This window comes from Brevibacterium otitidis (assembly GCF_042429315.1).
GTDB classification, from domain to species: domain Bacteria; phylum Actinomycetota; class Actinomycetes; order Actinomycetales; family Brevibacteriaceae; genus Brevibacterium; species Brevibacterium otitidis.
On sequence record NZ_JBHMAU010000117.1, the window covers coordinates 1 to 8,607 of the forward strand.

At 66.7% G+C, this 8,607-nt stretch carries 7 protein-coding genes; 6 read left to right on the forward strand and 1 reads right to left on the reverse strand.

Annotation, left to right across the window (positions count from 1 at the left end; translation table 11 throughout):
* Positions 1-237: 237 nt before the first annotated feature.
* Positions 238-966 carry a TetR/AcrR family transcriptional regulator gene (locus ACFFN1_RS14010; protein WP_376841457.1) on the forward strand — a complete coding sequence of 243 codons (729 nt, stop codon included), beginning with the start codon at positions 238-240 and terminating at the stop codon, positions 964-966.
* Between the two features lie 6 nt (positions 967-972).
* Here the strand turns inward: ACFFN1_RS14010 and ACFFN1_RS14015 are convergent, their stop codons facing one another.
* A complete protein-coding gene (locus ACFFN1_RS14015) occupies positions 973-2,241 on the reverse strand; it encodes an ISL3 family transposase (protein WP_446680480.1) in 1,269 nt (422 codons plus the stop codon).
* A 494-nt stretch (positions 2,242-2,735) separates the two neighbouring features.
* Between ACFFN1_RS14015 and ACFFN1_RS14020 the strand changes: the two genes are divergently transcribed.
* From ACFFN1_RS14020 to ACFFN1_RS14040, 5 genes are all read left to right on the forward strand, one after another.
* Positions 2,736-3,353 carry an MptD family putative ECF transporter S component gene (locus ACFFN1_RS14020; RefSeq protein WP_376841459.1) on the forward strand — a complete coding sequence of 206 codons (618 nt, stop codon included), beginning with the start codon at positions 2,736-2,738 and terminating at the stop codon, positions 3,351-3,353.
* Positions 3,350-4,126, forward strand: a complete 777-nt coding sequence (locus ACFFN1_RS14025; RefSeq protein ID WP_376841460.1) for an energy-coupling factor transporter transmembrane component T family protein — start codon at positions 3,350-3,352, stop codon at positions 4,124-4,126. The genes ACFFN1_RS14020 and ACFFN1_RS14025 overlap by 4 nt, the downstream gene beginning before the upstream one ends.
* Complete coding sequence (locus tag ACFFN1_RS14030) at positions 4,123-5,565, forward strand: ABC transporter ATP-binding protein (protein WP_376841461.1); 1,443 nt, start codon at positions 4,123-4,125, stop codon at positions 5,563-5,565. The genes ACFFN1_RS14025 and ACFFN1_RS14030 overlap by 4 nt, the downstream gene beginning before the upstream one ends.
* Before the next feature lie 173 nt (positions 5,566-5,738).
* Positions 5,739-7,016 carry an MFS transporter gene (locus ACFFN1_RS14035; protein WP_376841462.1) on the forward strand — a complete coding sequence of 426 codons (1,278 nt, stop codon included), beginning with the start codon at positions 5,739-5,741 and terminating at the stop codon, positions 7,014-7,016.
* Between the two features lie 72 nt (positions 7,017-7,088).
* Positions 7,089-8,522: an ABC transporter ATP-binding protein gene (locus ACFFN1_RS14040; RefSeq protein WP_376841463.1), complete on the forward strand. Its 1,434-nt coding sequence runs from the start codon at positions 7,089-7,091 to the stop codon at positions 8,520-8,522.
* The last annotated feature ends 85 nt before the right edge of the window (positions 8,523-8,607 follow it).

Consider the following 8,607-nt stretch of genomic DNA (forward strand, 5'->3'; position numbering starts at 1 on the left):
CCGGGAATGTTGACTGAGAACATCACCATTTTCCCAGTTCAGGAGGGGCATTTCCATTCCACACGCGGCTCGATCCGGCTACTTACATCGGTGGATCAAGGCTAACTCCCGGCAGTACGTGAAAAGGGCGACTCGGCCTCCGTGTCCGCAACACCGGTGTCGACACGAGGACATCCCCGCGGAGGGTGCGTCCTGATCGGTGTAACATTCGAGGAGCGCTCAAAAGTCACGGCAGGTATGGTCGCACACCGTCGCTGCTGCACGACCGAGGAGACCAAAATCAGAAAAGCATCGGAATCGTCCTACCACCTGGGCCTGACACCGGAGTCGATCATCGACGCAGCCGCAGATGCCTCACGAGGTAGCGGTCTTGAGGCATGGTCACTGCGGGACTTAGCGAGGCGGCTGGACGTCGCCCCGTCGGTGGTGTACCACCATGTCGGCGGAAAGGATCTGCTGCGCCGATACGTCGTCGAGCGGGTACTCGGGATGATCAGCTTCCCGACCGAGACGCGTCCGTGGCGTGAGTGGTTCCGGGCCGCGCTATATCCGGCACGCCCGGTCTTGGCGACCTATCCCGGCACAGCCAGGTGGCTGCTCCTGCACGGTCCGGTGTTCGCTAGCATGGCACCGGTCGTCGACGCCGGCGTCGCGTCACTGGACGAGGCCGGTTTCGGCAAGGGCGCGGCACGTGCATACGCGTCATTGTTCAACACCGCTATGATGACGATCGCCGCTGCAGACGATCGCCTGCAACATGAGGACGAGAACGTGCGCGACCATGCGTTGGTCATGCGTGAGGTCTCTAATCTGGCAGACGACAGCCCCGGCATCTCGCGCCTCACACGCGATATGGCCTCACAGTTCATGGGATCGCCGGAATCGGCCTCCGCCGCCCGTGACGACTACTACCGCTTCATCCTAGAACGCTTGATGGACGGGCTCGACAACACTCTCACGAACTAATCAGGCTCATGGGACATCCGGTAGGGGCGTGAGGTCGAGTCCTCCTCCGGCGAGCAGCATGCGTAGTCGGTAGTTGTCGCGGTTGCGGTAGCCGCAAGCGAGGCGGCGGTGGAGCTCGATGATGCCGTTCATGGCCTCGGTGCCGCCGTTGTTCGCTCGGCCTGTGGTGAAGTAGGCCAGGAACGCGGTCCGCCACTTGCGCAGGGTTCGTCCGAGGCGCGCGACTTCGCCGATGGGGCAGGTATGGAACGCAGCGAGGATCCTCTCGGCCATCCGGCGGCCGTCCGTCAGGTCTCGGGCCTGGTAGGCGGCTCGTAGCTGCTGGGCGCACTGCCAGGCGACGAACACCTCTTCGTGGGCTTCGTCGGTGTTGATCGCTCGGGTCAGGCGGGCCTGCTGCTTGTTGGTGAGGTTCTCGGCGCCGGCGCGCAGGATGGTCTGGATGCCGAACAATGGGTCGCCCTTGCGGCCGCGGTGGCCGGTGGTGTCCTGCTGGACTCGGCGGCGGACCTCGTCCACGACGGCGGTGCCGAGCTTGACGACGTGGAACGCGTCGAGGACCGCGGTGGCGTCTTCGAGCTGGTCGTCGATGGCGGACTTGTAGCCGCCGAACGGATCCAGCGCCGCGACCTCGACGCCTTGGCGGAACGACTGACCGCGGGCGGTCAGCCAGTCGACGTAGGCCTTCTTCGACCGGCCCGGCACTAGGTCCAGCAGTCGGGCATGCACGCGTTCGCCCTCGTCGCGGGTGAGGTCGACCATCCCGGTCAGCTCCTTCGGGCCGCGCGTCTTGGGGTTGGCGTGGTGCCAGACGTGCTCATCCACGCCGAGGCTCCTGACCCCCGTGAAGCGGGACTCGTCCGCGGCGCGGTGCTCCAGCTCGGGACGCACGGCCCGCCACAGCGTCTTCCACGCGACCTGCAGCAGCCGGGCCAGGCCCGCGATGGTGGCGTGCTGGTGCCGCAGTTGTCCGATCGCCCAGTCAACGGCCCGGCAGGTGAGCGACCCTTGCGGGAGCACCAGACCCGGAACCTGCTCGACGAAGGCACCGACCGGGCAGCCCTCGTCCGGGCAACGCCAGGTCCGCTGCCGCCACCACAGCGTCACGGGCACCGGCCCCGGAACGTCGTGCAGGATTCGTACTCGTCGCCCTCGGCCTTCGGCCATGACGCCACAGGCGGGACACCCCATCAGCCGCGCCGGGGTCGAGACCGTGATCGTCAGCGTCGTGGGGCCGCGCTCGACATGCTCGACGTGCACCCCGTCCATACCCAGTAACAGGTCGCAGCGTCGGCACGGGTCGTGATCAGAAGTCGTGGGCGCTTCACAGCCCCCGTAGCGTTGGACAACTTCGAGGTCCTCGAGAACGAACAGAGAGCTTGGTCGCCTCTGATCCTCGGGGACCTCGACCCCCACGGCCCGCAGCCTGCTCACCGGCGAGCCGCTACCCACACCAGATGTCCCATGAGCCACTAATCACCGTCGCGATCGCCACCGCCGGGCGTGGGTGGTTGTTGGTCGGCCGCGACGTGTTCCGCGCCGCGATCCTCTGTGCTCGGATGCGTCTTCGAACACTGCCGGAGAGCCGCCAGGCCCCCTGTCAGGGCACTCCGTCACCCGCTTGATGAGAACGCTTGTCATCTGAACGGTGTAACATTAGGATGAAGTGAGCACTCCGCGATCCTGCGGAGCGAACTGGCGCGGCCTCTCGGCGTCGAGCAACGTGGGCGGGAATAGGAAGAAGAAAGGTGGTCGTTGTGAAGGAGTCTGTGTCGAGGAGCGTCCGTGAGAGACGGGGGTTCTCGGTGGCGATGAGTGGCAGGGACCTGATCACGATCGGGATCTTCGCGGCGATCTACATCGTGTTGTTCTTCGCGGTGACAATGTTCGGGTTCCTCAACCCGGTGATGATGCTGGTCACGCTGGGGCTGAGCATCGTGATCGGGGCGATCCCGTTCATGCTGTTCCTGGCGCGAGTGAGGCATGCCGGGATGGTCGCCCTGTTCTCGATCGTGGTCGGTGTGGTGTTCCTCGTCGCCGGATACCCGCCACTGGCGGTGGCGATCCTGGTGGCGCTGGGGATCGTGGTCGAGGTGATCCTCACCGCCACGGGGTATCGTTCGCGGTGGGCAGGCGTGTTCTCATACGCGGTTTTCTCGGCTTGGTATGTGGGTCCGTTGCTGCCGTTGTTTTATGACCGTGAGGCGTACTTCAGCTCGCCGTCGATGTCGCAGATGGGGCCGGAGTACGTGGCTGGACTGGATGCGTTCCTGTCGCCGGCGGTGCTGATCGGGTTCGACATTGCCACGGTGATCCTCGGCTTTATCGGTGGGGTGATCGCGCTGGGTCTGCTGCGGAAGAACTTCGCGCGGGCTGGCCTGGCGTGAGTTTGTCATCCGAGAGCATCGCCGCAGTATCGGTACCGGGCTCCGAGTCGAGAGTGCAGGCGGTCACGAGAAGGGAGTCGTGGCGGGTCACGGATCCGCGCACGAGCATCGTCCTGATCCTCGCGACGAGCCTGGCCGTGATGGCACCTGGCGGTGAGTTCCTCGTTCCTGCGGGCATCGTGCTCGGTCTGCTCCTGGCCTTCGCCGACCGGGCGAAGAGGCACCTGACGCTGCTGGCATTCGCGTTCGCCGTGTTGGGGTGCCTCGGGTACGTGCTGCCAATGCTGGTGCCGACCGGTTTCTCGGTGATTCTGGGGGTCGCGGCGGCGTTCTTGCTGCGGTTCGTGACGGTCTATGCGGTGGCGCTGCACCTGTTCCGCACCGCGACGCCGGGCACGGTGACGGCAGCCTTGCGGGCGGCTCGGGTTCCGCGAGGGCTGACGGTGCCGATCGCGGTCGTGCTGCGGTTCATCCCGGTAGTGGCTTCAGAGGTGACGGCGGTGGTCGACTCGATGAGGCTGCACGGGCTGACTGGATGGCGGGCACTGTTGCGTCACCCGGTGTTGAGCATCGGCCGCTTCACGGTGCCGGTGATCGCCTCGACACTGCGGGTCGGCGACGACCTCACCGCCGCTGCCCTGCTGCGGGGCCTGGGTTCGTACCAGCGGCCGACGAGCCGCATCGTGCCCCGCCTGGGATGGCCGGACTTGCTCTGGATCGTCATCGCCGCCGTCCTCGCGGCCGGATGCTTCATTCTGAGGGGGCTGTCGTGATCGCGATCGCAGACGTGTCCTGGGCCTACGCGGCCGCTGGTGCTCCCACGCTGCATGACATCGACTTGAGGGTGGCCCCCAGCGAGGTGGTCGTACTGTGCGGGGCGAGCGGGTCGGGCAAGTCGACGCTGCTGCGGACGATGAATGGCCTGGTGCCGCACTTCCATGATGGCTCGCTCGACGGCAACATCACCGTCGCTGGCCTGGACGTCGCGTCGAGCTCACTGGACGAGCTCGGCCGCCGCACCGGCACCGTGTTGCAGCATCCGCGGCGGCAGTTCTTCACCTCCACCGTCGTCGATGAGCTGTCGTTCGCACTGGAGAACTTCGGCACAGACCCGGCCCTCATCCAGGCCCGAGCCGACGCGATGATGGCGCAGTTCGGGCTGAGCGAGATGGCCGCCCGGTCACTGCTGAGCTTATCGGGCGGACAGCAGCAGCGCGTCGCCGTGGCATCGGCCCTGGGTCACGAACCGGGCCTCCTGCTGCTGGATGAGCCCAGTTCCAACCTGTCCACCGAGGTCATCGCGAACCTCGCGGCCATCCTGGCCGAGCTGCGAGAGCGCGGGATCGGGATCGTCATCAGCGAGCACCGCCTGCACTACCTCACGGGCCTCGCTGACCGCTTCGTACTGCTGGAGAACGGGCGCATCGCCCAAGAATGGTATGCCGCCGCGTTCTCCGCGCTCCCGCAGTCTGTTCTCGCCGAACACGGGCTCCGCGGCTCCACCCCGCCCACCCCGGTCACCCTGCCGCATGCGGAAGCGACCGGATCCAGCATCACGGACGACACCACCACTGCTGGATCCGAGCAGGAGGGCGTAGAACTTGCCGACGTGGGCTGCACGATCAAAGGTGCCCGGGTACTGGAGATCGCCTCGGCCCAGTTTCCCGCTGGTCAGGTCACCGCGATCTGCGGCCCCAACGGGGCAGGCAAGACGACCCTGACCCGCATCATCGCTGGCCTGCAACCGCACACGGGCACGATCAGCCTGGACGGAAAACGTCTGAACCGCCGCGAACGCCTCGCTCAGACTGCGATCGTGATGCAAGACGTGCAACGCCAGCTCTTCACCGACAGCGCCCGCGCCGAGATTATGCTCGCCGCCACCGGCGGGGGTCGCCCCGCTCCGACGGCAGAGGAGTTGGACCGACTGCTCGACGAGTTCGATCTGCTGCCCTTCGCCGACCAGCACCCGCTAGCCCTGTCGGGCGGGCAACAGCAACGCCTGGTGATCGCCGCCACCCGGCTCGCACGGGCGAGGATCGTGATCTACGACGAGCCCAGCTCAGGTGTGGACCGGCGCCATCTCGACTCCATCGCCGCCGCCATCAAACACAGCGCTGCCGACGGCGCGGTGGTGCTGCTGGTCACCCACGACGAAGAACTCTTGCAGCGCGCCGCAGACGCCCGCCTCGACCTCAATCCGCTCACCTGACCGGCCACCAGCGAGGACACCCAACATATGCAGACCACCGCACCCGCGTATGCGTATTGTTACAGTGTGACAATAGCTCACCAAATTCTGCACTCACATTCGGCAGCCGGTGCTCCGCCGTGGACGGTGTGCACCCACGAAGCGCTGGTGCACAGAGAGAAAGGACTCCTGGAATGACTCTCCCGAACACTCCTGACGACAGCGACGCACCCAAGCCACAGATCGGGCTGGTGCTCGCCTCAGTATTCCTGGCCTATCTGGGACAGATGACGCTGAACCCGGTGATCGCGCCGCTCTCACGCGAGGTGGGACTAGCGGAGTGGCAGGTCGGATTCATGATCAGCATCGCCGCAGTCATGGTGGTGCTGACCAGCCAATTCTGGGGCCGCCGCTCGCAGTCCTGGGGTCGCAAACCTGTGCTGGTGGCAGCGATGGCGGTCGGGACCGGGGCGATGGCAGTGTTTGCGCTGCTGGCGTTCCTCGGGCTGCGCGGACTGGTCGCCGGGGTAGCGCTGTTCGTGCTGTTCGTGATCACCCGCGGCGTGCTGTTCGGCACCGCCCTGGCAGCGGTGGCGCCGACCGCGCAAGCCTATATCGCTGATGTCACCCGAACCGAGGAGGAACGGGTCAAGGGCATGGCCGGAGTGGGTGCTGTCCAGGGCGTCGCGATGGTCGCCGGTGCGGTCGTCGGCGGTCTGCTCGCTGGCCTTGGACTGCTCGTCTCCATCGGGGCTGTGCCCGTGCTGCTGCTGGTAGGGCTGCTGCTGGTCGGCGCGAGGCTACGCCGGGAGTCGCGCACCGAGCTGGTGCCCGAGCCGCCGCGCATCAGCCCCCGGGACAGGCGTGTGTGGCCGTTCCTGCTGGCCGGGTTCGGGATGTTCACCTCGCTGGGGTTCATCCAGATCGTCACCGGGTTCCTCGTGCAGGATCGCTTCGCCCTCGACGCGAACGCGACGGGCCTGGCCACCGGTGGCGCGCTGCTGGCGGCCGGAGTAGGCATGGTGCTGGCGCAAGGGGTGATCGTGCCCCGGTCGAAGTGGTCGCCGAGCACGCTGCTGCGGGTGGGCACCCTGGTCGGTGTGATCGGGTTCGCCGCCCTCGTGCCCGACGCCGGGATCTGGCTGCTCGTGGTCGCGGTGGCGTTGATCGGGATGGGCATCGGGATCGCGATGCCCGGATACACCGCTGGCCCCACGCTGCTGATGAGCCGGGACGAGCAGGGCGGACTCGCCGGGCTGATCGGCGCGACCAACGGGCTCACCTTCGTCATCGCCCCCACCGCTGGCACCGCGCTGTACGCGGTGTGGCCGCTGCTGCCGGTCATCATCGGCGGCACGATCCTGCTCGCCGTGTTCGTCCTGGTGCTGGTGCACCGCAGGTTCCGCACGCTGCCGCACACCCCCGCCGTCGACGCCTCCCAAACATCGGACGCGCCGCCCCCGAGCTCCTGACCCTGTATTGAGAAAGCCACTGATATGACCTCTCCTACTGCACACCCTGATCCGCACACTCCACCCCGGGCCGTGGAGGTGAAGATCGATCTGTTCGCGCCGGTGCGCTCGAGGATCGTGCTGATCGTCGTGCTGAACCTGCTGGCGGGGATCGCGACGGTGGTGCCGTTCATCGCCGTCGTGGAACTGGCCCGCGTGCTTCTCCCTGCGCTCTCCAGCGCCCCGGTCGACGGAGGACTGGCCTGGATGGTCGTGATCGTCGCGTCGGTGAGCCTGATCGTGCGGTTCGCGCTGCTGATGGCCGCTGGCCTGGTCAGCCACCTCGCCGACAACGACCTGCAACTGGAGATCCGCACCCGTTTGGTCGAGCACCTGCGCCAACTCCCGCTGGGATGGTTCGACTCCTCCGCCTCTGGCGGGGTGAAGAAGGCGGTCGAGAACGACGTGAACGCGCTGCACCAGCTCATCGCGCACTCGATCCAGGACGTAGTGCTGGCGGTCACGCTGCCGGTCGTCTCGCTGGTGTACCTGTTCGCGATTGACTGGCGGATGGCACTGGCGACACTGGTGCCGCTCGTGCTGGTGCTGGCGATCTTTCCGGTGATGATGCGCGGATCCAAGGAACGCTACGTCGAGTACGACGCGTCCCTGGGCCGGTTGACGAATGCAGTGATTGAGTTCATCCACGGCATCGCCGTGGTCAAGAGCTTCGGGCAGACCGGGCGCAGTCACCAGCGCTACCGTGACGAAACACGAGCATTCACCCGCTTCTACGGCGACTGGATGCGCTCGTCCTCGCTCCCGCAGACCCTGATCGATCTGGTGACCGCGCCGCTGGTGATCCTCGTCTACCTCACCGGCGTCGGCGCCATCCTGGTCACCGCGGGGAGTCTCACCCCCGTCGATCTGCTCCCGGCGCTGCTGCTCGGGCTGGGCATCGCCGCCCCCTACCTCCAGCTCGGATACACCTCTCAGTACCTGCGCGAGGCGTTCAATGCCCGCGACGCGATCGTCGCGCTGCTGTCCACCCCGACCATGGTCTACCCGGACGTGCCCGAGTACCCCGAAGGCAACCAGGTCGTCCTCGACCGGGTCGGGTTCAGCTACGACGGCGACCACGACGTGCTCACCGATATCGTCGCCCGCTGCGCCCCCGGCACGGTGACCGCGTTGGTAGGTCCGTCCGGGTCGGGCAAGTCGACTCTGGCGCGGCTGGTGCCCCGCTTCTACGACGTCACCGGCGGCGCACTGCACATCGGCGGCCAGGACGTGCGTCAGCTCGCGGCCGAGACCCTGTACGGGCAGGTCGGGTTCGTGTTCCAGGACCCCTATCTGTTGCGCACCACGATCCGCGACAATATCCGCCTTGCCCGCCCCGACGCCGAAAACACCGAGGTGGAACGAGTCGCCAAGGCCGCGCAGATCCACGACCGTATCCTGGCGCTGCCGAAAGGATACGAGTCGGTGATCGGCGACGACGCGAACTTTTCTGGCTCTACTGACTGATCCGTGGGTCTTCAGCGGCCGGGCAGGAGGGGGCGGTGGCCTCCGAGTGTGAGCATGGCGAGGCCGATCAGGGGCTCGGGTGAGC